The organism is Leptospira saintgironsiae (genome assembly GCF_002811765.1).
Classification (GTDB): Bacteria; Spirochaetota; Leptospiria; order Leptospirales; family Leptospiraceae; genus Leptospira_B; species Leptospira_B saintgironsiae.
Window position 1 is genome coordinate 31,559 of the sequence record NZ_NPDR01000009.1, and the last position, 24,941, is coordinate 56,499.

The following is a 24,941-nucleotide window of genomic DNA, read 5'->3' on the forward strand; positions in this document are numbered from 1 at the left end:
CTTTTTCCTTAGAACGCGTGGCTGAAGTTTACGAATAATTGTTCGTCTTCTCTAGACTTTGCCCAATCGATCATGATGATCGTAGCTTGGTTCCATGCGATCCGAAGTCCGAGACCATGTGAATATTTATAATCCTTGGTTCCGACCTTATGTTCGTCGTCCCAAACTCGGCCGAAGTCCATAAATGGAACTAAGTTAAATGCGAAGTATTCGTCACCTACACGTAGGGAACCGAATTTCCAACGAACTTCGATATTACCCCAACCCATCATTCTTCCTACGAAACGGTCTTGTTTATAACCACGGATCGTACGAATTCCTCCGAGTCCTCCGATCAAACCTTCCGTTCCCCACATGTTACGGTATTCGAAGAATGGAACATCTCCTTCTGACAAGCCTGCTCCAAAACGGGAAGCGATAACGAGTTTGTCGAAAACTTTAGGAAACGGACTCCAGAAGAATTTTCCTTGAGCAAAGTATTTTTGGAAATTGAAATCGGAACCGAATGCCTTGCTGTTTTTCTCGAAAGTTCCTTCTAAGAAAACACCACTATTCGGATCTGGCTCGAAGTCTCGCGTATCATATACTAATGCGAGACGAACTGCGTTTACGTAACCACCGTGATAACCTAAAATTTTGCCTGCTTCTGCATCTTCAGTCAGACGTGTTTTAGCGTTAGGTACATTCGCTCCATAATCCATACCAAGAACTGGATCGTAACCCGGTGCCTTTCTTCCGTCAAAGGTTCTGATAATATTTTCAGACGCTTTAATCCCGGCGACCAAACGAACTGTTCCACCAAAGAAAGATCTTTCAGTACTCAGGTTGACCATAGGAGTTTCTATGATATATCCGTTATACATTTTGTTAGTAACAACGAAACCTGGCTGGCTTGGAACTCCGTAATAAGTATTTCCGCCGAAGGAAACTGGGTCCTGAGGACCTCCAGGTCTATAATAACTGAAATTTTTACTTTGATCAGCGAAAGTAGCGTTATTAACATAATCACCACCAGGCTGGTTACGATCGAAATAACTAAGAGTCTTAAGAGATCCTTCGCCTATTCCAAAGTAAAGAGTGGTAGGCGTAATTGTTAGAAACGCATCTGCACGAAGACGCCATTGCGTATTCGCAATAAACGGCATATCTAAACTGAGCTGATGGTATTGAGCGTTCTTACTAGTATTAAAATACTGAGCGAAAAATCTTACTCTATAAGGAGTATAATCGAATAACGGATCTGATTTTAGACCGTTATTATATGCATACGCACGAACACCAAACCCAACGCCTTCAAGTGGATCTGAATTGATTAATGGAAGTCCGGTAGGATACCAGCCTTCTCTTTTTACGGCTAAGTCTTTTGAACAAAGCTGTTTAGAAGAATCCATATGAAACGGCATATTTTTGCGCGCAGGAGGCTTCTCGCATCCCGGTTCAGGGATAAAATCTTGGGCTTCTATGTTGAAACTTGCTACAAAACAAATCGTTAGCACCAACGATTTAATTTCTTTAATCCTCATGTATACTCCGGATTTAAGATTTTAAGTTCGTTAGTTATTGAAGTTATAAGAGCTTATGTCAATTGAAAATTTCGAATTAAGGTTTTGATGACCCCATTCATCACGCAAAAGTTCCCTTTCATCACAGGGGATATAAAAAAATTAGCGGCCATACATTAGAAAAACACGATTTCGCCCCAGATATAAGAGATATATAAGTGGCCCTTGCTCAGTCAAACAAGGGCATTATAAATTTGTAAACTATCTTACGCAGCGAATAAAGTAACGGGAAGTCTTACTAAAGGATTCATCTTCCCCAAATCTATCTCTGGTGAAAGATACTGCTCTAGAAGTTTTACCAGCCACATCTTGCTCATTAGCTGTGGAACTCCAATAGAAAGACTCTATTGTATCTGGGAATTTCAATAGCATGAAGTTACGACTATTAGAGCTTAAATATTTTAACTCTAAGAAACTAGCCACTCTCCAATCCGTATGACCACCTGTGTTATCATTTGCACATGAGTCAAAGGCTTCTGAATTTCCGGGAATCCCAATCGGAGATACATTTGTAAGAGTTTGAGGAATTCCTAATGTGTTACAAGAATTCAGATCAACACTACAATATTGTAATTCTTTTGCTCCGAAAGAACTTGGATTTGATAAAGTTCCGTTTGCTCCTCTACAACTGAAATTAGTTGCATCTCCACTGAATACTTGACCTTGGCTACAAGTCTTCCACATCAAACCGCTTGTCGAATCTGATGTTGTTCCATCTCCATTGTTTGTGAAACTTTGGAAGAAGATCGCTCCTGCTATTAAGTCGCTATCATCCTCTTCTCGGAAGCCGTAAGGACTACGATCTAATTTCTCTTCGCAACCCATCGCGAGCATACTAAACGCGAATAAGGTGAATAATGATCTTATTATATAATATACTTTTCTCATTTCTTTTTCCTTAGAACGCGTGGTTGAAGTTTACGAATAACTGTTTATCTTCTTTGGAAACAGCGTAGTCGAACATGATGATCGTTGTTTGGTTCCAAGCGATCCTAAGTCCGATACCTCGAGAATATTTATAATCCTTGGTTCCAACCTTATGTTCGTCGTCCCAAACTCGGCCGAAGTCCATAAATGGAACTAAGTTAAATGCAAAGTGTTGTCCCGCCACAGAAAGAGATCCAAACTTCCAACGAAGTTCGATATTACCCCAACCCATTGCACGTCCCACGAAGCGGTCTTGTTTATAACCTCTTAATGTAGTACGTCCACCTAGTCCGGAGATCACACCTTCTGTTCCCCACATATTACGGTATTCGAAGAATGGTGCGTCACCTTCTGTAACAGAGAAACCACCTCGTCCTGCGAGAACCAATTTGTCGAAAACTCTTGGGAACGGACTCCAGAAGAATTTTCCTTGAGCAAAGTATTTGGAATAATCGAAATTAGATCCGAAAGTTTTTGCAGATCTTTCGTAGGTTGCTTCTAAGAACACACCTTGGTTAGGATCCGGCTCCAAGTCTCTTGTATCATAAACAACTCCTAAGCGAAGTGTGTTTACCATACCACCATGATAACCTAAGATCTTTCCGGAATTATAATCTTCGGTAATTTTAGTAGTACCGTTAATCGCCTTTCCACCGGAATTGATCCCGAATCCATCTAAGTAAGGATCTGTTCCATTCGCAAGAGTTCCGTCAAATGCTCTTACAATATTCTGGGACATACGAAGTCCTGCAACGAGTCGGACAGTTCCACCGACATAAGATCTTTCTCCACTTAGCATTGCTGTAGGAGAGATCAAATTATAGCGGTTATACTGAGTGTCTGTCACTCTAAATCCGTTTTGCGCCGGAAATCCATTGTATACCGAACCGTTGATATCTACCGGATCTCCAGGTCCACCCGGTCTAGTATAGGCCAAGTTTCTTTGTTGGTCAGCAAAAGTTGAGTTGGTATGAACCGCGCCACCATCTTGATTCCTGTCAGTATAACTTAAGGTTTGGAGAGAAGATTCACCAATACCAAAGAATAAAGTATTCGGATTGGCATCATAAACACCTTCTCCTCTCAAACGCCATTGTGTTCCAAACACATAAGGAGCATCGAAAGCGATATCCTGATACTGACGTTGTTTTGTGGTGTTGAAGTACTGAGCGTAAATCCTGAATTTATAAGGAGTATATTCGAAAAACGGATCTTCTTTCTTTCCATTATTATATGCGAATACACGAATACCGTAACCAATCCCTGTATTCGGATCTGAATTTAAAAGAGGAAGTCCAGTCGGAAACCAACCTTCTTTCTTCTTTTCTAGATCCTTTTTACAAAGTTGTCTTTTCGGACTAATAAAGAATGGTAGATCCGTTCTTTCAGGTGGTTTTTCACAACCATCTAAGAGCCCCGGATCAGCGGAGATACTTTGAGTCGAAACAAAGGCCAATATAGCAATTATGCCTATGCGAGTAAGGAAATGCTTCATGCAGTAACCTGAAAATTTTTATGGAATTCGCAATGTATAATAGTGTCTGACCCGATGTCAAATTTATTCCTGGAACCTTTTCTTTTGATCTAGGGTCAGGGGCGTCGAATCGAACCGTATTCTAAAATTGTCATACCGTTTGTTCGAAATAAGAATTTAATTTTTAACAATACTGAAATGTTTCATTCTTAGAAAACATTTCAGTATGTGCGTGAGGGAAATTTATTATTCGCCTAATTTAATAAGCAACTGGTCTTGGGAAACTATATCACCTGGATGAGCGAGTACCTCTTGTACTTTTGCATCTACCCCGGCTTTTAATGCATGCTCCATCTTCATTGCTTCCACAACTGCAAGTGTCTGTCCTTTTTTAACTGAATCACCAGACTTCACTTCTACTTTGATGATCTTTCCAGGCATTGGACTTTTGATCTCTAAAGAAGCGGCTTGTGCATCTGAAACTTCTCTACCTTTAATCGCAAATTGGAATGTTTTTCCTTTAGTATGGATGAAAAGTTTTCCACTTTTAAGTAATGCAACACTTCCATCAGGCAAAGAATAAGAGCCATCCTCTTCTTTAGTCCAAGAATAATGAGTAAGAAGGGACTCCCATTTTTTTTCAGGACCGAATAGTCTGGAGGAAAAATCTCCCAGATCTAATACATATTCTTTTTCTTTCCATTGGAGTCTGAACAAACGGTTCAAGATATTTCTCCCCAAACTCCGTTCGGCCCGACGGCTTCCCATACGGAGGAAGTTTTCACTGTACGGTTTGCAAGGAAAGAAGCAGTTCTCATGAGTGCCTCTTTTTCTTCTCCGGATTCTTCCCAAACTATTTTATGTTTTTCTAAAAAATGAGTATTGGTGTTTCCATTTACGAATTCAGAATGTTCCAAGATTGCTTTTAGATAATTCAGATTTGTGATCGGCCCAAATACAATTGTGTCTTCGAGACCTGCGATCAGATTTTTACGCGCTTCTTCTCTTGTTTTTCCGATCCCAATTACTTTTGCAAGCATCGGATCATAATAGAGGGAAACTTCGGAACCAGTCACTACACCAGAATCCACTCTTAAGTTTTGGACCTCTGGGAATCTGGCGAGTTCTATCTTTCCGATAGAAGGTAAGAACTCATTCTCAGGGTCCTCCGCATATAATCGAACCTCAATCGCATGCCCACTCTGAGAAGGAGATTTTCCTTCGGTGAGTTTTTCAATACTCACACCTTCTGCAATTCTGATCTGCCATTCTACCAAATCAAACCCGGTTACAGATTCAGTAACTGGATGTTCTACCTGTAATCTTGTATTCATTTCCAAGAAGTAGAATGCTCCATCTTCTCCCAAAATGAATTCAACTGTTCCAGCACCAATATAACCAATGGAAGAAGCGGCCTTAACAGCTACATCACATATTTTTTGTTTCAGTTCAGAAGGCAAATTAGGTGCGGGAGATTCCTCCACTACTTTCTGATGCCTTCTCTGAATGGAACATTCTCTTTCGAAAAGATGGATCACTTTTCCGGAAGAATCTCCGAATACCTGAACTTCTATATGTCTAGGATTTATAATATACTTTTCTAAAAATACTCTCGCATCCCCAAAAGCGTTTCCCGCCTCTCTTTGGGCGGATTCTAATGCAGGCAAAAATTCTTCTTTGGAAAAGACACGTTTCATCCCTTTTCCGCCGCCGCCTGCACTCGCCTTGATCATGACAGGAAATCCTATCCTTTCTGCTTCTTTTAGTAAAACAGAATGTTCTTGGGAATCGCCTTCGTATCCAGGAACAACTGGAACGCGAGCCTTCTCCATGGCAGCACGAGAACGGATCTTGTCTCCCATTAGGTCCACAGTTTCAGGTTTAGGTCCTAAAAAAGAGATTCCTGCTTTAGAAAGTTCTCTTGCAAATTCAGCCTTCTCGGATAAAAACCCATAACCAGGGTGAACAGAATCTGCTCCTGTTTCTTTGATGGCCTTAAGTATATTAGGAATTACTAAATAAGATTTAGAAGGTTCTGACTCTCCTAAATAAAAAGAAAAATCCGCTGCTTTTACAAATGGAGCATCCTTATCCGCATCTGAATATACAGCTACAGTTTCGATGCCCAATCTTTTGCAGGTTTTTTGGATACGGAGAGAGATCTCTCCTCTGTTTGCAATGAGTAGTCTTTTGATCACTTGGATTTAGAAGAGACAGGTTCGCGCACTGTTCCGATCTCGGAGTCTAATGCGATCTTTTCCTTGCTCATGGTTTCGTACAAGAAATCCCTAAAACTCTCCCAGCTAGCGTAAGTCCAGGGTTCGTATCTTCCTATAAACTTGTATGCTACTTTAGCAAACATAGGTTCTGTTTGGTAAGTGGTGATCCCTGATTTTAAGACCACTACTACAGGAATCTTATTCTCATACGCGAGTTTGATCATCCCTTTTTGCATAGGTTGGATAATTTCAGAATAAGAATTATGACCTTCCGGATATACTATATAAGAAGTAGTAGAAAGTCCTTTTATCAAATTACGAACGGATACTGCGATCGTTGCCGCCTTGGAAGTTTCGAAAACCTGAGATCCCATTGCCTTCATCCACCAATAAGCCACTAAAGTTTTTTTAATCACTTGGTTTGCTAAATAAGGTTTGTTCACTACTAGGCAATCATAAGGAAAATCTATTTCGTTGACGTGATTTAAGAAGATCATATGACCCCTTTCAGGGATCTGCATTTCATTCTTAATCATGAGATCCGTTTTGGTCATTTTGATGACTGCGGTTCCCCAAGTTTTAGAACCCTTTAAAAAAGAAACGTACTGCTTTTCTCTATTACCTATGATCGCATAAAAAATCCCGGCAACCATATTCGGAAATGCTACCGTAAGTACCAATCTTAAGGTTACGACATAGGTGCGTAATACCAGTTTACGATACTTCGGGGAAAACCTGCCCAAACGGCTTTCCATAAACTTGAGTGGATTCATGCGAACTATGCTTTAGTACATCACTGAACAAGGAAAGCAAATTCTTAGAAGTATTCAAAACGAGAAACCAGAATGAAACAATTCTTCTTGGACATAACTTACAATGTTCGCTTTAAGTAGAATGGAATTATAGAAATAAAAAAGCCTGCTCCTTTCGGAAACAGGCCTTTTCATTTTTCAGAAGAATGGAAAGATCTTATTTATTAGGTTGGCTTGCAGCTGCTGCTTGTTTTCTTTTCGCAGCTCCTGGAGGAATTTTATCTCCCAGAAGTTTTTTACGAGTTTCAGCATCCCAACGAAGATACAGTTTATTGTCGATCTCGTCGTCATAAACTCTACCTAAAATATCTACAGCGTCTCTACGATAATCATCCGGGATTCTTTTATCGAATACAGGACTCATTCTATTATCTGCACGAACCAAAGGATTTGTAGAGAAGTCATAAGTAACTCCTTCTACAGAAACAACTTCGCCTGGAGTGATCTCACCGATCTCGTTACGAGTCTCTTCAGTCTTAGCGTCTGATCTTTGTAGATAATAATTATCATAAGGATACTTGAGTTTGAAAATATTCATCGCATTAGATCTTGCGTCCCTGCAAAGATTGATCGCTCCCAAATACATTTCGATACGATGTTTTCTATGCTCAGGTTGGAGTTTTTGGTGTTTCTCCAAATGTTTTTCTATCTTAAGTGCGTTATTCCTAGCTTCTTTGGCTTCTCCCAAGAATTGATAACCTAACTCCATATTTTTTTCAATAGTGTATTTATTCACCACGTAATGGAATTCTCTCGGGTTGTACATCCTGCGGGTACTAGGAGCTTCTCTATTCTCCTTGATGTCCGCGCGGATATAACTTGTTTTTCCATATTCTACGGAAATATCCACAAGTGCTCTATCCATAGGATTGTTTGGATTTTTCTTTTCGATCGCAGTTTTTAGGATCTCTTCTGTTCTTTCCACATAAGCTTGTGAAAGTTCTTCCAGAAGAAGTTCCATTCCAAGTTGGGATTCCAAAAATCTACGATAAGAATTTACGAAATTCCCTTCGAAGAAATACAGAAGACCCTCTTGGTACAATCTTTTTAGTTCTTTATACTTCGCGAGTCTCTCCCCATCTGCCTGGGCCTGACCCGTTCCGGAGGATTTTACCTCTCCCGGATAATTTTTTACGACCGGCTCTATCGCTCTCAAATATGTTAAGAGCTCTATTCTCTTCTTATACGATTTCATAGAAACGGCTTCGCCGTGTAATAGAACTGGGGCGACTAACATCGCAATCATGAAAACGAGAAGTTTTTTCATTGTAGGACCTTTTCCTTACTATCTTCCTGAGAAGACCGGGTTCAACCCGAAAATCGTGCTTTTCTTCTTAGTCTATCGGTTAGAATACGGTGAGAATTGACGCTTCCGGCTCGATTTTTCCGGAAATTCTTCGTATGACAGCAACTGCATTAGCCCAAGGCAAAAAAATCTCGTTTCGTAATAAAGAAGATACGGTATGCCCTATCTGTAGCGAGGTCCACCAAAGGGAAAGTATGTTCCAAGGGGGAGGAAGGCTAATCGCAGGCAAACTCACCCAGGAATTACGTCGCTTATACGAAAAAAACAAAAAGTTCGGCAGGGTTTCCCCGAACGATTACGTTCTAAACGTATGCCCACGTTGCCTTTATACTGCATTTCCTAAGGACTGGTCAAGCCTAGATGCGGATGAGCTCGCAAAATTGAGAGAATCTGCAGAGATCAGGCGTAAAAACATAGAGTCCATCATGGGACCTACTGACTTTTACCAAGAACGAAATCTGATCCTGGGAGCCGCATCTTATCTATTAGCGATAGAATGTTACCAATCCAGAAAAGTGACAGTAGCTCCTACACCTAAAAAAGCAGTCTGCGCTGTTCGAGGTGCTTGGTACTTCGATGATGTGAACACCGAATTTCCAGGTTTGGGCTATGATAAGATCCGGGACCTTCTATACCAAAAGTCTGCGGGCTGGTATACGGACACAATGGAAATCATGCAATCCGGTTCAGAACCAGTAGATGCTGCTTCCTACCTACTCGGACCTGATACAGATAAAAACTGGGGATTTGACGGAGTTATTTATCTTTCCGCATATCTCACAATGAAGTTCAAGGAAGAACTTGCATCGGACGCTGCTTCTAAACTGAACCTTCTAATCCGTGCCAAAAGAACTCTTTCTAGATTATACGGTTCAGGTAAGGCTTCTAAGTCCAAACCTTCCGTGATCATTGATATGGCCAAAGAACTCTATGATGAATATAATAAGATCATAGAGGAAATGGGCGGAGAAAAATAAGATAATTGTCTCTCCCTTCTCCCCATAGTCTTATTCCATCCCACTCTTGTTCCCGACTATGACTGAAGATCCTAGAAACTATGCCCTACTGATCGAATTCGATGGTGGATGTTTTTTCGGATACCAAAGCCAAAAACAATCCCCCACAGTTCAGGAAGAAATAGAGAAGGCTCTGGAAATACTTCTAAAAAAACAAACCAGGATCTGGGGTGCGGGAAGAACAGACACTGGTGTCCACGCCAGGGGAATGATTGTAAACTTTAAGACGGATTCCCCTATTCCTAACCTGTCGAAGTTCCTACTTGGAATGAATGCACTCACCGACCGAGGTCTGGCTATCCATGAGATCACAGAAGTTCCGTTAAACTTCAATTCTCAGTTTTCCTGTACAGCAAGAGAATACGAATACCTTTTGGTAAACGCAAGGTTCCCAAGACCAGTTTGGAAAAACAGAGCATTCTGGTACCAACATCGGATTGACGTTTCCCGCTTAAGAGAAGAACTGGAACTACTAAAGGGAGAGCATGACTTTCGAAGCCTGGCAAAAGCGACTTCGATGCGGAACCGTAGGACAACTAATCGGGTCATTTATGATGCTAACCTTATAGAAAGTGAAGAAGAGCCCGGACTTCTTCGTTTACGGATCAAGGCAAACGGTTTCCTCCATAATATGGTCAGGATCCTGACCGGAACACTTTTTGAAATAGCGATAGAGAAGCGCAAAGAGACGAATATATTGAAAATACTTTCTTCCAAAGATAGAACCATAGCAGGGATCACTCTCCCCCCTTACGGATTGTATTTTCTAAAAGCATACTACGATTCTTTTCCTGAGATAGATCGTATGTACCAAAACAGGAAAGAATTCGGCGGGGTTCCTAGATGAAAAAACTACTGCCGATTGCATTTTTACTTTTTCCATGGGCGCAAACATTCGCTTATCCAGACCAACTGGATAATAAAACTGTAAAATACCTGGGAGGAAACCCTGTTTCTCCTCCTATGGATTTTAATAAAATCGGAAACAGTTTTAAGAATGGAGAATTGATCCTGGCACAAGCAAGTGGAAATCTACCTTCTTCCGGACTTACTCGCTCTGATAAAAAAGAAGGCTCAGACGACGAAGAATTAGAGGAAGAACTTCCTTCATTCTATGATAATAGAAAACAGGAAATCGGCGCCTGGGTTGGTGCCTCTAACCCATTTCCTGGATCAGAAGCTCAGAAATATTTAGATACCACTTTGGGCGGTGGATTTTTTTACAGAGTTCCTTGGCCTTGGATCTTTTATGTAGAAGTAGGAGCTTCCTACTCTAACTATTTGTCCAGATCGGAAAGAGCTCTTACTACAATCCCGGTATATTCTGCCCTATGTTATAAACTTCCATTCGAACTTCCGATCACATTTATGGTAAAGGCAGGGTTTGGAGAAACCTATGTGGTTGCAAGACCCGCAAACACTTCTCGCTGGAACGATACCCTATACGCAGGATTCGAGGCAAGTTTCGTTGCGGGGAAGAAGCTCCGGATCGGTATCCGACTGGATTATAATAAAATTTATGAATCAGATTTAAATTCGCCTGCGGAAACAAAGTATCCTTATGTAGGTCCTACTGTAGATTCCAGGTTGAATAACCCGTATTATTACAATAAAGTGGATACGGAATTTTTCCATTTCGGTTTAATGGTGAGCGTATTCTTATGATTTCCAAAGCGAATCGTATTCTCTGCCTTTTTTCCTTCTTATTAGCATTCTTTTCAGATTGTAAGGTAGGGCATTGGGAAGGAAACGCAACAGACAATCCGGTAGTTAGTACTCTTTTCAATAACAGAATGTTACTTCTAATGAAAGGTACTTATGCCACTGATAGTCCTTTAGAATTTTCAGAATACAATAACGGAACTGGAAATGTATATGAAGATGCCTCTGGAGACCCTACATTTAATTTAGGTGCTCTTCCTAAAATGGCAAATCTTCCCATCTATATTGATATAGGTGAGATCCGTATTTCTTCCAAATACCAAGATGGTCTAAACAATCTTTCTCAGATCAGAACTGTTGCAGCTGCAAAAGCTTTCTGGGATAACGTTGCTCCTAACAGAGAAGTGTATTGCACCCAACCTTATACATTGAATGCAAATACCTGCCGTTCCCTAAACGGTGAATTCAAAATGATCCAATTCTTAAATGGAGAGGGAGCAGAATTCCCTTCTAATGATCCTACATCGGGAACCAATACCGGGCTCGCAAGCCAGTATTATTATACAGGAACTTATATCCGTTCTTTGGTTACTGGTTGGGGAAATTCACCAGGAGTAGACCTAACAAAGGTAACTTTCTTTGATAACTATGGTGTTTATGGATTTAATATAGTTCCAAGACTTGCTTATCCTGCAGGAACTACTGACAAATCAGGTTATCCATTAGTATTCCCTCTTCTATATTCGGTTCAACCTGGAGAAGCGGATATGGATTTTAAACCTGGATACGAGCCTTATATTTTTGAAGTAAGAATGAACCTTAAAGAAAACTTAATGGTTCACTCAATCAAAGCTGCTGACGGAAGTACCGCTGCTACTTTAATCTCTATCAGTGATTGGAAAGTGAATCATTCAGGTCAAACTGATATGGGTGGTGGGATTTTGTCCAGATCCAGGACAATTTATCCGAGCGGAGCTTCCTCTTTAGCTATCACTGGTGGTTCTGGGAACCTGACTCATTACTTTGCAGTTTTCAGAGAGAATGAAACCAATGTTCTAAGCAAACTTCCTTTAGCTGCCACTCCTGCAAGAAATGGAACAGTAAAGATCAAATACATCAATTCTGGAACTCATAAACTGTATTGTTTAGCTGATACAGGAAACCTGGATGGTTTTCCAGATACGATCGTAGGAACTCCGCTCACATTTTCCGTTCCGGAGAACGGAAATATGAGCACGATGTCTTTGTCTTATTCTTGTCCTTAAACTTTTCCTAATATTTCTTCCTGTCTTCCCATAAGTCTGACAGAAAGTCTAGGCCCAATCTCTTGGACGATCCTGGAAGCAACGTAATTTCCCCATCTTGCTGCATTCTCAGGTGAAAATCTATGGGTAAGTCCATAAAGCACACCCGCAGCAAAACTATCTCCAGCTCCAGTAGTATCCAATAGCTCTTGAACTGGAAATCCACCTATATGACTAATCGTTCCATTTACAGAAGCGAATGCTCCATTAGAACCATCCGTCATCATCACATTTTTGCAAAGTGAAGAGATGAATTTTAAAGCATCTTCTTTGGATTCAGTTGCAGCGAGTGCCTTCGCTTCTTCTGCATTACAAAAAACTAAATCACAATATTCTTTAGTGAGTTTTAAAAAATCTTCTCTGGAACGATTTACACAGAATGGATCGCTAAAAGTAAATGCTACCTTTACTCCAGCTTTTTTGGATTCTTCCATTGCAAGAAGACAAGCTTCCTTGGTAGACGGTCCATCCCAAAGATATCCTTCTATATAACTATAAGAAGACGCTTTCAGTTTTTCCAGATCCAAATCTTGTTTGGTCAATGTAGACGAAATCCCCAAGTGAGTGAGCATGGTTCTTTCTGCATCAGGAGTGGTCAGGATCACACAGGTTCCAGTATGTCCTTCTTTGGAAGGAGGAACTTCGAATAAAATCCCTGCCTTCTCCATATCCTGTTTGTAAAATTCTCCGTAAGTGTCTTCGCTTACTTTCCCGGTATAAGTTCCAGTACCGCCAGAATTCGCAAGAGCGATCATTGTATTTGCAGCACTTCCGCCAGATCTTAATTCTTTTTTATGTCCGTCCAAAGCGGTAAGAACTCCACCCTGTACTTCTGCATCCACCAAGGTCATAATTCCCTTGTTCCAGCCCATTTTTTGTAAAAAAGAATCTTCGGTAGGGATCAGAATATCCACAAGTGCATTCCCTATTCCGAATACGTCGTAATGTTTCATTTTTTCTCCGATATTAAATATTAGTAAAACGTTATACTACTTGCGGGTCCATTCTATCAGTTCCCATCCATTCCAGGAGGTCTCATATACTGATTTGCCTCCCACCTGGGAAGATAGAAGTTCCAGAAATTCTTCCTTTCTTTCTGTTATCACACCGCTAAAAAGAAAATGATCCGTATGAAGTCCTGCGATCTTTTCCATATTCGCCTTTAAAACTGCGAATGTAATATTTGCCACGCATAGATCAAATTGTTCGGAAGAAACTTGCGGATGATCGAATCCACCTTCTTCCACTACTAAAACTTGGTCAGAGATCCCATTTTCGTCCCTATTAAATGTAGAAGACCGAACTGCATTTGGATCTATATCCACTGCTATAATTTTAGATGCGTCTAATTTTGCTGCTGCTACAGATAAAATTCCTGAACCAGCACCAATATCTGCGACCTTCTTTCCTTTTAGATCAATTGAGCCAAGTCTGGATAAAACCAAACGAGTGGTTTCATGATGTCCTGTTCCGAATGCAAGTCCTGGGTTGATATAAACGGGAAGTGAATCTTTTTGTTCGGACTTTTTGTTTTTTTCCCAATCTTCCTTTTCCCAGGTAGGCACTACCCAAAAAACTCCGACTGAAAATGGTTTATAAAATTCTTTATAAGCTTCTTCGTATTCTTTTGTTTCTATCCATCTGGATTCTGCAAAAGAATCTTCTGGAGCTACCGTTTGTAAGTAGATCCAAATTTTGGCTTCTGATTGCACATCATCTTCTGCCAAATACACTCTGATAGGAGTATTATCTGCGATAATTTCTTGGTCTGGTCTTCTGGGTTCTTCTCTATCAAATAGGATTTCGTAATATCCTGCTACCTGCCATTCGTCCAAGTACGCGGAAAATTCTTCCGCAAAATCTTTCGGAATGGAAACTCTGATCTCTTTGTATTTCAACGGATTATCTCTGGAACCGATCGGGAGATTTTTTCCCTTTTAGGTTTTTCATTTGGCATATTATAAATTTCTTCTTCGGAAGATTTTTCTTTCTCTATTTTATGATCTTCTTCTTTCATATATACTCTTCTGTCTTTCACGATCCAGACCCAGATCCCTACGAAGAGTGCTGTCGCTGCCCAATGTCCGAATCTTCCAATTGGGATCACAAAAAAATCGAATAATCCATGCTGGATCACAGCGAGCAAGAATCCAGAAAGAATATACCAATATTTATCAGGGAATTGTCTTTTATTACTTTTGATGAGACAGAGTGCAAAGCATAGATTTATAAGCAAATGGGCATTCGAAGATTTTAATGTTCTTAAAATGAAAGTATGGATCCTATCATCTTCTTTTGCAGTTAGAATATAATGGTAATTTTCTATTCCTGCAAAACCTAATGCGACAAATCCACCCACTAAAAATGTCTCAGGCAGGAATTCCTTCTTCTTCCAATCATATGCTAATGTAAGCGATAATACTACGATCAGAATGGATTTACATAATTCTTCCATCATTCCCGCTTTTACGAATGCGAGAAATGCAGTTTGAGATAGAATTGATTTTGCTACTTTGGTATTGATCTCAGTTTCAGGCCAGATCAAAGCGCTTGCTCTAAGAACTAATTCAGTAGAGATCCAACCCAAAAGTAATGCGAAGAATATTATAAAAAAGAAACGTTTCTCTCTGCCAGTATTAGGTTGAGTATAGATGAGATAAAATCCCCAAGGAAAAATACTTCCAATCGCAAGAAGGATTACTTCTAAATTCATAATTCCTCCATATAACGACCGTCGAACATATTCACGAGTTCCTGCTGCAAAGGTGTTGGCATTGCCTTAGCGTCCAAAGGGCCATTCCAGAAAAGTTCAGTGACCCGTATATAACCTTTGGTCCCAGGAGGAGGCATCATGGGCGATAAGTTCTCTATCAATTCTAAAGTTCTCTGGTCTTGTTCAGGATAAGAAGAATTTTGTACAAGTTCCACATCTACAACTTCGCCATCTGGAGTGATTGTATAAGCTACAACGCATGAATAATTTCGAGGAGCACTTCTCCAATAATCCATAAAGGATTCAAATGTTCTCATCTTTGCGGAGATATAATTTGAATAAGTAGGAGGAAGTTTTTTTCCTTTGATCTTCTTTACTTCTCCCTTTACTCTACCCTCGTCCGAAGGTTTTTCCTCAGGGATTTTCTCACCTTGATTGCTATTAGGTGTATCCGTTCCAGTGATAACACCACCATTCAATCCTTTCACTTCGTCCGGAAGATTCGGATCTATAAAATAAAATTCAGCGTGATTCTCTGGTGTAAAATGATCCGTAGGACGAGACTTACTTTCTTTCTGGAAAGCGATTGTGGTAGGCATAAGTAGAATGAGACAGATCACTATTAAGTGAACAAGAACACTCAGTCCAAGATTGTTTTCGAAACCTGGACTCAAACCCAAAAGAGGTGTTTTTGATTGGAAGGATCTTCGCAATAACCACCCAGAAAACACATTCACTAAAACTAATACAGTTAAGATCGCAGACCAAATCCAAAAGGAAGAAGCTACTTCAAAAAACTTTTTATCGGAAAGCCCAGGTTTTAAACCTAAACTTGCGAGGAAGCGGATCCCCAAAGCAGGCTCCCACCAAGAGAAGAAGAATGTAGCAAATAATAATAATCCTAGAAGATATACGAATAGGATCGGAAATCCTTTCCATAAACGTCCCGTATAGATATGACCCCAACCAGCTAAGATAGCATCTCTCACTTTTGCATTCTTACGTTTTCTGGCAGAAGCAGGCAGATCACCCTCTTCATCCGCAAATGAATCTCTAGTCTGTCTTACGAACCAAGCCCAGGGTCTGCGAAATAAGAAAAATGGCCTTTTACCTGATAGAAGTTCCGCAAGTCCGACTGCAGTAAAAAAGAAGATCCATACACTTTCAGAGAAAACGGCAAAGGTTGCCATCTTAGCTCGGAATGGATCAGAGTATGTTAAATAATGAGTAAATAATATTAAACAGCCAACGGTCAGAAAGACTAAAACTGGATTTAAGATAAGAGGTCTTGGATCTTCCGGTTTTAAACTTTTTCGAACATGTTTTGCCTGTAGGAAAAATACTGCCAGACCAAAGAAAAACATTAGAGTTAGAACAAGGAATCCAGACGAGCTTGGCTCTTCCGAACTGAGTAAAACAAATACGGAAAATATCTCTTCTGCTTTTGGAAAAATTAAAAATAGAAGTTCTAGAGAAAATAAAAATAACCCCAGGACTACTTGTAGAAAAACGGAATGGAATGCTGGTCTAAGGACCCTATCCTCTTTAGGAAATAGGAAGATCACTCCCAGAGGAAAAAAGATCCCGAAGCCAATCATAGAAATGGGAGATGTCCAAGAGAGAAAATTGATCCCCCAATAGACTAGTTTTTCCTTCTGCGAAATTTCCTTTTTCATTCCGAATATCCTTGTCCATTGGACCCTAGCTTGTTCCGGAAGCAAACAAGAATTGAAGGAATTCCTACGAATTTAATACTTTATCATGAATCCTATTCGAGAATCCTTGGACCTATGGAGAAAAAAGAAACCCTAGATTCCTCTCTCAAGGATATTGTATCCGTTTGTAAAAGAAGAGGATTTGTTTATCCCGGATCTGAAATTTACGGAGGACTTTCCAATACCTTCGACTATGGCCCTTACGGAGCCGAACTTCTCCATAACTTAAAAAGACTCTGGTGGAAACATTTTGTCCACTTGAGAGAAGACGTTGTAGGATTGGATTCTTCTATCCTTCTCAATCCAAAAGTATGGGAAGCATCCGGACACGTTTCTAATTTTAACGATCCACTCATCGATTGCAAAAATTGTAAGACTCGCATTAGAGCAGACAAATTTCTGGAAGACCAAAAGGGAGAAGGAGCCGCAACAGGACTGAACCTGGAGAAAATGAACGAGGTCATCAAGGCCGGAAACTTTGCATGCCCGAATTGCGGTAATAGAGGAACATTCACAGAAGCAAGAGACTTCAACTTAATGTTCAAAACTTCTCATGGAGCTTCCGCAGAAGATTCACAAGATATTTATCTTCGCCCGGAAACTGCCCAAGGTATTTTTATCAATTTTAAGAACGTTATCTCAACTACCAGAAACAAGATCCCATTCGGTATTGCTCAGATAGGTAAATCATTCCGGAATGAGATCATGGCAAGACAGTTCGTATTCCGCACAAGGGAATTCGAACAAATGGAGATGGAATTTTTCTGCGAACCAGGAACTCAAAAAGAATGGTTCTCCCATTGGGTGGATTATTGTGTTAAATTCTTAACAGATCATCTTGGATTAAAGAAAGAAAACTTGAAAATCAGAGAACATGAGAAGGAAGAACTTTCTTTTTATAGTGAAGCCACTTCCGATATCGAATACAAATACGGATTCGGATGGGGAGAACTTTGGGGTATCGCTTCTAGAACCGATTACGATCTTTCTCAACATGAAAAATTCTCCGGAGAAGATCTGAAATACCAAGACCAGGCTGCTAATAAAAAGTATATTCCATATGTAGTAGAACCTGCACTCGGATTAAACCGTTTATTCTTAGCAGTTGTTTCAGACGCTTACGCAGAAGAAAAACTTCCAGATGGAGAAACAAGAACAGTTCTTCGTTTTGCTCCTCAGGTAGCTCCTGTGAAGATCGGGATTTTCCCTCTAATGAAAAAAGACGGACTTCCTGAACTTGCAAAATCGATTTATGCAAATTTATCTTCTTTAGGAAATTTAGAATACGATGAAGGCGGCGCTATCGGAAAAAGATACCGCAGACAGGACGAAATCGGAACTCCTTATTGTATCACAGTAGATTATGATTCTTTAACAGATAAATCGGTTACTGTAAGAGAAAGAGACAGTATGTCCCAAGAAAGAATTTCTATAGATTCTTTGAAGTCTTACTTTGCGGATAAGTTACTTTAATCAAGGATTGTAGTTTCTAATATCATCTCTACATTCTTGTCCAAAGATCAAAGGACTTGCTGGGCTGAAAGTTTCGACCTTAGTGTCGCTTAAAGCCCAGAACATTCCGCAAGATGAATTAGTACAATGATTTCCATGTTCTTTGTCTTGGTGAGAAGAATATAATGGGATCCCTGCGTTCACGAGTCCAAGTGCATGTCCAAGCTCATGGGTCACTGTCATCTGCTCAGCCTTACTTGCTTTATCAGGCGAAATAACAGAATCAAACTGATCTATCATATCCTTAAATACAAAAATCACCGGAGGCCCAATTCCTAAAACACCTGAAATTGTAACAGCAATCACACCAGGTGCATCCGCCAACTCTCCTCTTATATATACGATAAAGAAACTAGTAGATTGAAAATCAGAAGACTTCTTTCTGTATTTAGGAACTAAATCTAAAAGTTGGTTCACACTCCAAGTTGATCTATTCTGATTCGGGATCTCATTCATCTCAGAAAGATCGTTAGGCACAGTAACTGCAACAGAATAACCTCTGTCTGCAAAAACATCCTGCAGATTACTATCAGTCACATTCCAAATATTAGAATTGCCAACTGTATAATTCCCAGTAAAGGGTTCCGCATCAGTTTCATAAGCAACTTCTAAATCAAGAGATCTTACTGTAGAAAAATAAACAGAAGAACGATCCGGATCTGTCAAAATAAGATAATCTAAAGTGATATATCCCAAAACTGCAGGTGGTAGTTCAGATTTACCGTTTTCGCAATTGATAAGTGTGAAAAAGGATAGAATTATAAGTGCTCGAAAGATCATTTTGCCTTCGTATTAATCAACAACCGGAATCGTTTCTTTTTTTATTTATTTGCAAAAAGAAGAGAAACTTATCTCCTCAACGATAAAAAATACTCCACAAACTCCGGTCATTTGCAAAGTTTTATTTTAATGTCTGAGAAACTTTTGGAGATAAGACCAATCCTCCCCCAAAATAGGGAGGCCGCCATTGAATTGATAAATCAATTTTTTAGAATGGTCAATAAGCTACCTTTAGATGGGATTTTTAAGATCCGTCCTAGAGCCGCTGCCAAAATGGTGGATATCTACTTAAAACTCAGGGCCACAGACAAAGTATTATTTATCGGTGGGTTCATAGAAGAAGAGCTTGTCTCACTTCTAATTGCAAGAGTGGAAGAAAAACCATATCTCATTGAGGAGAAGAACTTATTCATAGACTTGGCTATTACCAAACAAGGTAAAAGAAAGTCTGGATATATGAAACCTCTCGTAAACGAAACGTTTCGATATGCGAGAGAAAAAGGGATCTTAGCTATAGAATTAAGAGCCATTTCTGAAAATGAAGCTGCCGTAGAATTTTGGAAGAAGATGGGATTCGATCCGTTCTATGTAAGATTTCGAAAATCAGTGTAGGAATTCCAACATGGAAGTAAAGATAACCCCCACCCTGCATTGGGCTTGGGGGGAGTGGCTCGTGGGAGAGCGCGTTCTCCTTATCACAAAATCCTTCTTCTGTCAATAAAATCCTCCTCTTCAGAATCAGTGTAGGAATTCCAACATGCGATACACTCAAATAAAAAAGGGATCCTTTCGGATCCCTTTTTCAATATTAGAATTTTAGAAAATTCTTATTGGAATATGCGAAGTAACAATCCGCCGTGTTGAACGAAGAATTCAGCAAACACTAAGCTTGTAATCGCCATCAATTTAATCAAAATATTGATAGAAGGACCAGAAGTATCTTTTAAAGGATCTCCTACGGTATCTCCCACAACTGCAGCCTTGTGTTGGTCTGAACCTTTTCCACCAGCAGCTTTTTCGATATATTTTTTAGCGTTGTCCCAGCCACCACCGGAGTTTGCAGAAGAGATTGCAAGAACCACACCTGCTACCAATGCTCCAGCTAAAACGCCAGATAAAGACTTAATTCCGAATAAGTAACCTACTACGATCGGAGTTAAAAGAACTAAAAGTCCAGGAAGGATCATTTCTCTTAAAGCCGCAGTGGTGGAAATATCCACACATCTTTTGTAATCAGGTTTTGCTTTTCCTTCCATGATCCCAGGGATCTCACGGAATTGTTTTCTAACTTCTTCTACCATATCTACAGCAGCTTTACCTACTGATTTCATAGTCATTGCAGTGAAAACGAATGGAAGCATTGCTCCGAAAAGTAATCCGCCGAAAACTTCTGCGTCTAAGATGTCCAGACCAGTAGTTTTAGTTCTGGTGATGAAAGCAGCAAATAATGCTAAGGAAGTTAATGCAGCAGATCCGATCGCAAATCCTTTTCCGATAGCAGCAGTAGTGTTACCAGCTGCGTCCAAGGTATCTGTACGATTACGAACTTCTTTTCCGAGTTCTGCCATCTCAGCGATACCACCCGCGTTATCTGAAACTGGGCCGTAAGCGTCGATAGTCAAACCGATAGCGATTGTGGAGATCATTCCGAGAGCAGCAATTGCGATCCCGTACATTCCCGCCAAAATATTCGCAGTAACGATTGTGATAACAAGAAGGATCACAGGAACCACAGAACTTTGGTAACCTAATGCAAGTCCGTAGATGATGTTTGTAGCAGCTCCAGTTTTAGAAGCGTCTACAACTTCTCTTACTGGTTTATAAGAATGAGAAGTATAATACTCAGTGACCAAACCGATGAACATTCCGGAGAACAGACCCACGAGCAATGAAATGTATACATTCCATTTACCGATTGTTTTACCAGCGATCTCGAATGAATCTACCATGTATTTATCAGTTACAAAATACATGATCGCACCAACGATTAGAGTAGAAACCCAAAGTTGGATCTTTAGTACCTTCTCCACATTTCCTCCTTCTTTCACAGAAGCGATGAAGGAAGTTAAAAGAGAAGCAGGGATCCCGAAAGCAGAGATCAAAAGTGGGTATAATAGAGCGTCAGTATTTCCAGAAAGAGCAGTCGCAGTTGCACCGATCACAAGAGCAGCACAAGTAGCCTCAGCACAGGAACCAAAAAGGTCAGCACCCATACCAGCAACGTCACCTACGTTATCTCCCACGTTATCAGCGATAGTCGCAGGGTTTCTAGGATCATCCTCAGGGATTCCCTTCTCTACTTTACCTACTAAGTCAGCACCAACGTCAGCAGCCTTAGTGTAAATCCCGCCGCCCACTCTTCCGAAAAGAGCCACAGCAGAACCACCTAGACCGAAACCAGCCAGAGCTTCCATAAGGAAAAGAGTTCCTACGTTTTGGAATAAATGAGTATAAAGTTGGAAAAGCCCGATCATACCGGAAACTGCAAGACCAACCAGACCAAATCCCATCACCGCGCCAGAATCAAAAGCGACTCTGAAAGCCTTGGTCATGGAAGTTTTAGCTGCTTGAGCAGTACGAACGTTTCCGATGGTCGCGATCTTCATTCCGATAAAACCGGAAAGACAGGAGATAAGCGCTCCTGACACGAAAGCGATCGCAGTAAACAACCCGTCGTTAAAATCCGGAGTTTCCGGATTGTCCAAAAGGAAGAAGATCAGAACTGCCATAAAGGCGATAAAAAGAGAGATGGTCTTGTATTCTCTTATGAGAAACGCCATAGCTCCTTCGGAGATTGCGGAAGAAATTTCGATTAATTTCTTGGATTCTTGGTCTTTTCCGCCCTCAGTTCCGATTTGGATCCTGGTGACCTTTAATGCGTAAACAACGGCGGTCAAAATAGCCAGGACGGCAAAAGCCAGAATAATGGTTACCGAATTCATTCAGGGAAACCTCTTGTTTTTTTTTAAAATTTCCGATGGATTAAAAAGATGGGAACTGTGTTTGCCAAAGCTAAGGAGAAGACCGTAGAGGGCTACCACTGATGAGACGTACACTTTCCATTTGGTTCTTTTTAGTTATTTGCACTATAAAATCGGTCCTGGCCTTGAGTTCAACCTTTTCTTGGGAAGAGCTGATCCAGCAGGCAGCAGAAGAAGCTCTAAGAGGCAGATACCAACAAGCGTTAGAAAAATTACAGATCGCTGACGAAACAGGAGAGCCCAGAGACTTCCGTTACTATTGGATTTTAGGAAAATCCCAAAAAGGAAAGGGAGAAGAATTAGAAGCACTCAAAAGTTACGAAACAAGCCTGAGATTAAATCCGGACCAAACAAAATTATTGGAAGAAATGACGGATCTGTACGATTCACTTAGATTTCCAGATAAGGCTCTGAACACTGCTCGGGTAATATTATCCAGAGATCCAGAAAATAGAAACCTCAGATACAAAGCATTACTTTGGTCTTCTCGTATAGGAGACATCGAATATTATAAAGCCACTTTAAAAGACTTAGAATCTTCCAATCCATACTTAGCAGAAGAACAAGCTCTATTAGATGAGATCTCCGGTTTCCAAAAAGCAGGAAAAATAGAAGATTCCATCGCAAGATGCAAAAGATTCCTACCCTTCTTTCCTCGAAACAAAAGTTTGCATAGACTTTGTGTCTTATCTTATAAATCCAAAGATTCCAATTTATATGAAGAAGGTTTGTTACAAAGGGCAAATATCTTTAGAGACGAACCAATCTTTCATCATATCTTAAGTATGGAATATTTGGACCAGAGAAGGTTTATAGAATCTGCAGCTCTCGCAAGAAGAGCGCTTTTACTTTCTCTCAGAAAAAATCTTTTTCCGGATAAAGATTACCTTCTTCCTTTAAGAAGATATTATATTCAAATAGGATCTGATTCAGGAATTTTAGGAACAGAACTTTTAGAAGAGATCATTCGTACCAAAAAAAGTCCAAGCATTGAAGAATGGAACGTACTACTCAAACATTCTTCTTTCAGTTGGGAAGTATTAGCATTTGCACTTAGATCGGTCTCAGAAACAGAACCAGAAGAATCTGCACTCATAATTTCCAAAGAATGGAAAGACATGTATAAAAATCTAAAAGTCGGGGAATTGGAGAAGGACCTTTCCAGATATGCAGGACCTTATAGTCTAGACAAAACTTTTCAATTCTATTTAGAAACAGGTTACTCTCTCGCTGAAATAGAGTGAGGCTTTTACTCAGAACAATTTTTCTCGTTCACTTTTTCTTAATATTCTGAATAACCCAATCCAAAACTCCTAAGAACAAAGAAGGATCTCTAAATTTTAGAAAATAATGATCATTCGCCCAAAGAGGAAGCACGTCTCCTCCAGATTGGATTGCATCAGGAAGTAAAGTAAGACCATCATTCGGTCCATATACTGCTAATTCTGAATAATTTGGGAACCCTCTGAAAGAAATATGCCGAGCCATAGGTATCCCTAAAACATTCAGAACATACATTGATGATGGAGATTCTATATCCTGAGAGAGCGGAGAATCTTCTGTCTTTCGCAATTCGTAAAGGGAATCAAATCTATAACCATATATTGGAATCCCAATTCTTAAAATAAGACGTTTGATCAATGAATCAGATCTATGAGTCATCAAGGGAGTTCCCTTTAATAGACCTGCAACATTCAACCAGGCTTTTACTTTTGAAAAATAATCTTTATTTCCACATTTGGAAATCGCGTATTTAAAATCGCTTCCTCCTTTGCTTGTAGAATAAAGAATTAAATGTTCTGATCGGTTATAACTTTTAATAAAATTACATATTTGTTCTGAATTTTCTTCCAGAGAACCAACTTGATCAATCTGGATATTTCCATTAGGAATACCTTGTGAATCTAAAATATTCCGAACTGGGGCTCCATCTGCGCCTGTAATAGGATTATCTTTGTAAAACATTCCAGGAATAATCGCGATAAAATATTTTCTTCTTTCTAAGATAGAATCCCTTTTAAGTTTTTTTCTATCTTTTAAGAATTCTAAAATTTTCGAAGAACGTGGTAAATTTGCCCAGGTTTGAAAATATGCAATACTTAGAGAATCAATCGAGTTCCCAGTCCTAAGCAAGGTTGTAAGTTGTTCAGCACTTATTTTTTCAGGATCTACATCCTTCCAAAAAGAAAAGTTAGACGAAAGATCTTCAATATCTTCTTCACATAAATTTTCTAAATTTTTCCAAGACTTATTGCATGGGGAATGTGAAAGAACAGGTTTAAATTCTACAAAAGCTTCGTTAGCACAAAAACAAAATGATAAACTAATTAAAAATAAAACGATATACCTAAATAGATAGGATTTACTCATATTACACTGTTTTATAGGAAAATTCAAGGTAGGTATTCCCAAACAGAAGAAACTCCTGTTTGGGAATAAAAAAAATTACTTCTTAGGAGCAGTTCCGCCGAGAGTAACAGCTTCGCCAGTTACTGCAAAGCTAGTGATTGCTAGTGGTCCCAAAAAAGGAATTAAAATTGGACTTTTTGCATATCCGTAACGCACATTGATAACTGCGTTAGAACCTAATTCTCTTGCTTTAGCTACTAATTTTTCGTTTAATTCTTTTGCTAACTCTTCTGTTTCAGGAAAACGAGCTCCAACTCCTTCAGGAGCAGCTCCGTAAGCAGAGAAACCGAAAGTTGCAGATCCAAGACCAGTTTCTTGGATTACGAAAGTTCCTTGGCTTGTATAAGGACCAACGTTGTTCCCAGTAGTCACCAAAATAGAAGTAGGGTGTTTAACGTGATAGTTGTAAAGACAGTTCATAGAGAACGCTGCAACCATTGCTAACACTAGTACTAGTGATTTTTTCATGAAGAAATTTCCTCAAATTTTTTAGTAGGAACTAATTAGTCATTTCGGCAGAATACGTCAACCGATATTATGCCAAGAAAA

The 24,941-nt window shown here is 39.8% G+C and carries 22 protein-coding genes; 7 read left to right on the forward strand and 15 right to left on the reverse strand.

The window, feature by feature from the left end:
• Positions 1 to 8: 8 nt before the first annotated feature.
• From omp85 (CH362_RS16555) to CH362_RS16585, 7 genes are all read right to left on the reverse strand, one after another.
• Positions 9 to 1,523, reverse strand: coding sequence for an Omp85 family outer membrane protein (omp85, locus tag CH362_RS16555; protein WP_100711431.1), 1,515 nt, complete (start codon positions 1,521 to 1,523; stop codon positions 9 to 11).
• A 240-nt stretch (positions 1,524 to 1,763) separates the two neighbouring features.
• Positions 1,764 to 2,450 carry a surface adhesin Lsa25 gene (gene lsa25 / locus CH362_RS16560; RefSeq protein WP_100711432.1) on the reverse strand — a complete coding sequence of 229 codons (687 nt, stop codon included), beginning with the start codon at positions 2,448 to 2,450 and terminating at the stop codon, positions 1,764 to 1,766.
• 10 nt (positions 2,451 to 2,460) lie between these two features.
• Positions 2,461 to 3,984 (reverse strand): Omp85 family outer membrane protein, encoded by a 1,524-nt coding sequence (gene omp85 / locus CH362_RS16565; RefSeq protein ID WP_100711433.1) that lies wholly within the window; start codon positions 3,982 to 3,984, stop codon positions 2,461 to 2,463.
• A 225-nt stretch (positions 3,985 to 4,209) separates the two neighbouring features.
• Positions 4,210 to 4,689 carry an acyl-CoA carboxylase biotin carboxyl carrier protein subunit gene (locus CH362_RS16570; protein ID WP_100711503.1) on the reverse strand — a complete coding sequence of 160 codons (480 nt, stop codon included), beginning with the start codon at positions 4,687 to 4,689 and terminating at the stop codon, positions 4,210 to 4,212.
• Positions 4,686 to 6,161: an acetyl-CoA carboxylase biotin carboxylase subunit gene (locus CH362_RS16575; protein WP_100711434.1), complete on the reverse strand. Its 1,476-nt coding sequence runs from the start codon at positions 6,159 to 6,161 to the stop codon at positions 4,686 to 4,688. The genes CH362_RS16570 and CH362_RS16575 overlap by 4 nt, the downstream gene beginning before the upstream one ends.
• Entirely contained in the window at positions 6,158 to 6,955 is a 798-nt protein-coding gene (locus CH362_RS16580) for a lysophospholipid acyltransferase family protein (protein ID WP_100711435.1), read from the reverse strand. Before CH362_RS16580 ends, CH362_RS16575 begins: the two co-directional genes overlap by 4 nt.
• A 196-nt stretch (positions 6,956 to 7,151) precedes the next feature.
• Positions 7,152 to 8,261 (reverse strand): LIC11274 family protein, encoded by a 1,110-nt coding sequence (locus tag CH362_RS16585; protein WP_100711436.1) that lies wholly within the window; start codon positions 8,259 to 8,261, stop codon positions 7,152 to 7,154.
• A 134-nt stretch (positions 8,262 to 8,395) separates the two neighbouring features.
• Here CH362_RS16585 and CH362_RS16590 point away from each other — a divergent pair, with 134 nt between their 5' ends.
• The 4 genes from CH362_RS16590 to CH362_RS16605 are packed head-to-tail and all read left to right on the forward strand — an operon-like array spanning position 8,396 to position 12,243.
• A complete protein-coding gene (locus CH362_RS16590) occupies positions 8,396 to 9,277 on the forward strand; it encodes a DUF2225 domain-containing protein (protein WP_100711437.1) in 882 nt (293 codons plus the stop codon).
• A 58-nt stretch (positions 9,278 to 9,335) separates the two neighbouring features.
• The gene (truA, locus tag CH362_RS16595; RefSeq protein ID WP_100711438.1) at positions 9,336 to 10,163 is read left to right on the forward strand and encodes a tRNA pseudouridine(38-40) synthase TruA; all 828 of its coding nucleotides are present in this window, start codon (positions 9,336 to 9,338) and stop codon (positions 10,161 to 10,163) included.
• Positions 10,160 to 10,981, forward strand: a complete 822-nt coding sequence (locus CH362_RS16600; protein ID WP_100711439.1) for a hypothetical protein — start codon at positions 10,160 to 10,162, stop codon at positions 10,979 to 10,981. Before truA ends, CH362_RS16600 begins: the two co-directional genes overlap by 4 nt.
• Positions 10,978 to 12,243, forward strand: coding sequence for an LIC11270 family surface protein (locus CH362_RS16605; RefSeq protein ID WP_100711440.1), 1,266 nt, complete (start codon positions 10,978 to 10,980; stop codon positions 12,241 to 12,243). The genes CH362_RS16600 and CH362_RS16605 overlap by 4 nt, the downstream gene beginning before the upstream one ends.
• Here the strand turns inward: CH362_RS16605 and CH362_RS16610 are convergent.
• From CH362_RS16610 to CH362_RS16625, 4 genes are read right to left on the reverse strand one after another with little or no spacing between them, the layout of a single operon-like run.
• Positions 12,240 to 13,235: an adenosine kinase gene (locus CH362_RS16610; RefSeq protein WP_100711441.1), complete on the reverse strand. Its 996-nt coding sequence runs from the start codon at positions 13,233 to 13,235 to the stop codon at positions 12,240 to 12,242. The two genes, CH362_RS16605 and CH362_RS16610, sit on opposite strands and share 4 nt — an antisense overlap.
• A 36-nt stretch (positions 13,236 to 13,271) precedes the next feature.
• Positions 13,272 to 14,180, reverse strand: a complete 909-nt coding sequence (locus CH362_RS16615; protein WP_100711442.1) for a 50S ribosomal protein L11 methyltransferase — start codon at positions 14,178 to 14,180, stop codon at positions 13,272 to 13,274.
• Entirely contained in the window at positions 14,177 to 14,995 is an 819-nt protein-coding gene (locus CH362_RS16620) for a PrsW family glutamic-type intramembrane protease (RefSeq protein WP_100711443.1), read from the reverse strand. The genes CH362_RS16615 and CH362_RS16620 overlap by 4 nt, the downstream gene beginning before the upstream one ends.
• Positions 14,992 to 16,671, reverse strand: a complete 1,680-nt coding sequence (locus CH362_RS16625; RefSeq protein WP_100711504.1) for a TonB C-terminal domain-containing protein — start codon at positions 16,669 to 16,671, stop codon at positions 14,992 to 14,994. Before CH362_RS16625 ends, CH362_RS16620 begins: the two co-directional genes overlap by 4 nt.
• 114 nt (positions 16,672 to 16,785) lie before the next feature.
• Between CH362_RS16625 and CH362_RS16630 the strand changes: the two genes are divergently transcribed.
• The gene (locus CH362_RS16630) at positions 16,786 to 18,183 is read left to right on the forward strand and encodes a glycine--tRNA ligase (RefSeq protein WP_100711505.1); all 1,398 of its coding nucleotides are present in this window, start codon (positions 16,786 to 16,788) and stop codon (positions 18,181 to 18,183) included.
• Here the strand turns inward: CH362_RS16630 and CH362_RS16635 are convergent, their stop codons facing one another.
• Positions 18,184 to 19,002, reverse strand: a complete 819-nt coding sequence (locus CH362_RS16635; RefSeq protein WP_100711444.1) for a hypothetical protein — start codon at positions 19,000 to 19,002, stop codon at positions 18,184 to 18,186.
• 129 nt (positions 19,003 to 19,131) lie between these two features.
• On the opposite strand from CH362_RS16635, the gene CH362_RS16640 reads away from it, so the two are divergent.
• Positions 19,132 to 19,614, forward strand: coding sequence for a GNAT family N-acetyltransferase (locus tag CH362_RS16640; protein WP_165780285.1), 483 nt, complete (start codon positions 19,132 to 19,134; stop codon positions 19,612 to 19,614).
• Positions 19,615 to 19,829: 215 nt separating this feature from the next.
• Here CH362_RS16640 and CH362_RS16645 read toward each other — a convergent pair whose 3' ends face one another.
• Complete coding sequence (locus CH362_RS16645) at positions 19,830 to 21,944, reverse strand: sodium-translocating pyrophosphatase (protein ID WP_100711446.1); 2,115 nt, start codon at positions 21,942 to 21,944, stop codon at positions 19,830 to 19,832.
• Positions 21,945 to 22,045: 101 nt separating this feature from the next.
• Between CH362_RS16645 and CH362_RS16650 the strand changes: the two genes are divergently transcribed.
• Positions 22,046 to 23,227 carry a hypothetical protein gene (locus tag CH362_RS16650; RefSeq protein ID WP_100711447.1) on the forward strand — a complete coding sequence of 394 codons (1,182 nt, stop codon included), beginning with the start codon at positions 22,046 to 22,048 and terminating at the stop codon, positions 23,225 to 23,227.
• Between the two features lie 28 nt (positions 23,228 to 23,255).
• Here the strand turns inward: CH362_RS16650 and CH362_RS16655 are convergent, their stop codons facing one another.
• Both CH362_RS16655 and CH362_RS16660 read right to left on the reverse strand, forming a co-directional pair.
• Positions 23,256 to 24,380 carry a hypothetical protein gene (locus tag CH362_RS16655; RefSeq protein ID WP_125169735.1) on the reverse strand — a complete coding sequence of 375 codons (1,125 nt, stop codon included), beginning with the start codon at positions 24,378 to 24,380 and terminating at the stop codon, positions 23,256 to 23,258.
• A gap of 48 nt (positions 24,381 to 24,428) precedes the next feature.
• On the reverse strand, positions 24,429 to 24,860 hold the full coding sequence (locus tag CH362_RS16660) for a YbjQ family protein (RefSeq protein ID WP_100711449.1): 432 nt from the start codon (positions 24,858 to 24,860) through the stop codon (positions 24,429 to 24,431).
• Positions 24,861 to 24,941: the final 81 nt, after the last annotated feature.

Excerpts from the sequence above, each read along its gene's own strand:
- CH362_RS16580 (WP_100711435.1), bottom strand. The coding sequence starts at position 6,955 with ATGAATCCACTCAAGTTTATGGAAAGCCGTTTGGGCAGGTTTTCCCCG.
- CH362_RS16660 (WP_100711449.1), bottom strand. The coding sequence starts at position 24,860 with ATGAAAAAATCACTAGTACTAGTGTTAGCAATGGTTGCAGCGTTCTCT.
- omp85 (WP_100711433.1), bottom strand. The coding sequence starts at position 3,984 with ATGAAGCATTTCCTTACTCGCATAGGCATAATTGCTATATTGGCCTTT.
- CH362_RS16600 (WP_100711439.1), top strand. The coding sequence starts at position 10,160 with ATGAAAAAACTACTGCCGATTGCATTTTTACTTTTTCCATGGGCGCAA.
- lsa25 (WP_100711432.1), bottom strand. The coding sequence starts at position 2,450 with ATGAGAAAAGTATATTATATAATAAGATCATTATTCACCTTATTCGCG.
- CH362_RS16630 (WP_100711505.1), top strand. The coding sequence starts at position 16,786 with ATGGAGAAAAAAGAAACCCTAGATTCCTCTCTCAAGGATATTGTATCC.
- CH362_RS16585 (WP_100711436.1), bottom strand. The coding sequence starts at position 8,261 with ATGAAAAAACTTCTCGTTTTCATGATTGCGATGTTAGTCGCCCCAGTT.
- truA (WP_100711438.1), top strand. The coding sequence starts at position 9,336 with ATGACTGAAGATCCTAGAAACTATGCCCTACTGATCGAATTCGATGGT.
- CH362_RS16590 (WP_100711437.1), top strand. The coding sequence starts at position 8,396 with ATGACAGCAACTGCATTAGCCCAAGGCAAAAAAATCTCGTTTCGTAAT.
- CH362_RS16605 (WP_100711440.1), top strand. The coding sequence starts at position 10,978 with ATGATTTCCAAAGCGAATCGTATTCTCTGCCTTTTTTCCTTCTTATTA.
- CH362_RS16625 (WP_100711504.1), bottom strand. The coding sequence starts at position 16,671 with ATGAAAAAGGAAATTTCGCAGAAGGAAAAACTAGTCTATTGGGGGATC.
- omp85 (WP_100711431.1), bottom strand. The coding sequence starts at position 1,523 with ATGAGGATTAAAGAAATTAAATCGTTGGTGCTAACGATTTGTTTTGTA.
- CH362_RS16650 (WP_100711447.1), top strand. The coding sequence starts at position 22,046 with ATGAGACGTACACTTTCCATTTGGTTCTTTTTAGTTATTTGCACTATA.
- CH362_RS16635 (WP_100711444.1), bottom strand. The coding sequence starts at position 19,002 with ATGATCTTTCGAGCACTTATAATTCTATCCTTTTTCACACTTATCAAT.
- CH362_RS16620 (WP_100711443.1), bottom strand. The coding sequence starts at position 14,995 with ATGAATTTAGAAGTAATCCTTCTTGCGATTGGAAGTATTTTTCCTTGG.
- CH362_RS16640 (WP_165780285.1), top strand. The coding sequence starts at position 19,132 with ATGTCTGAGAAACTTTTGGAGATAAGACCAATCCTCCCCCAAAATAGG.
- CH362_RS16610 (WP_100711441.1), bottom strand. The coding sequence starts at position 13,235 with ATGAAACATTACGACGTATTCGGAATAGGGAATGCACTTGTGGATATT.
- CH362_RS16645 (WP_100711446.1), bottom strand. The coding sequence starts at position 21,944 with ATGAATTCGGTAACCATTATTCTGGCTTTTGCCGTCCTGGCTATTTTG.